Genomic DNA, 557 nt, shown 5'->3' on the forward strand with positions numbered 1-557 from the left:
GCCCGAACGGATGTTGGACGACACGACCGACAGCTTGGTGAGATCGTCAGGACGGATGCCGCGGACGAGAGCGCCGGTGCCGGCACCTTCTCGACCGGACGCAAGCGTCTGCCCCTCGACCAGCGGAAGCGCCATGGTGACACCCGGGACAGCGGCGAAGCGCTCGGCGAGACCGGCATAGTCGCTCAGCGGCTGGTCGACCGCCTGGACGATCATGTGGCCATTGATGCCGAGAATGCGCGACACAAGTTCGGTGCGGAAACCGTTCATCACCGCCATGACGATGATCAGGGTCGCCACACCGAGCATGATGCCGATGAAGGAGAAGCCGGCGATCACGGAAATGAAGGCTTCCTTGCGGCGGGCACGCAGGTAGTGCCAGGCCACCATGCGCTCAAAGCCGGAAAAGGCGCGCGCCGATCCGGCCTTGCCCGTTTCCACCGTCTCGTTGCCAGCGGCCGTCGTCGCCATGGTCTCTCCTTGCCTCGGGATCCCGGTTTCGGTCACCCAACCTCAATCCGGCCTGAGTGTACCTCAGGCCGTCAGCTTGTTGATCG

The 557-nt window shown here is 64.5% G+C and carries 1 protein-coding gene; it reads right to left on the reverse strand.

Features of this window, described 5'->3' with window-relative positions; translation table 11 throughout:
* Positions 1-471, reverse strand: a 471-nt coding sequence (locus tag CXR03_RS18955) for an ABC transporter permease (protein WP_181034682.1), incomplete at its 3' end; no start/stop codon positions are given.
* Between the last annotated feature and the right edge of the window lie 86 nt (positions 472-557).

This window comes from Arthrobacter sp. 08Y14, from assembly GCF_002929455.1.
In the GTDB taxonomy this organism is placed as follows: domain Bacteria; phylum Actinomycetota; class Actinomycetes; order Actinomycetales; family Micrococcaceae; genus Arthrobacter_B; species Arthrobacter_B sunyaminii.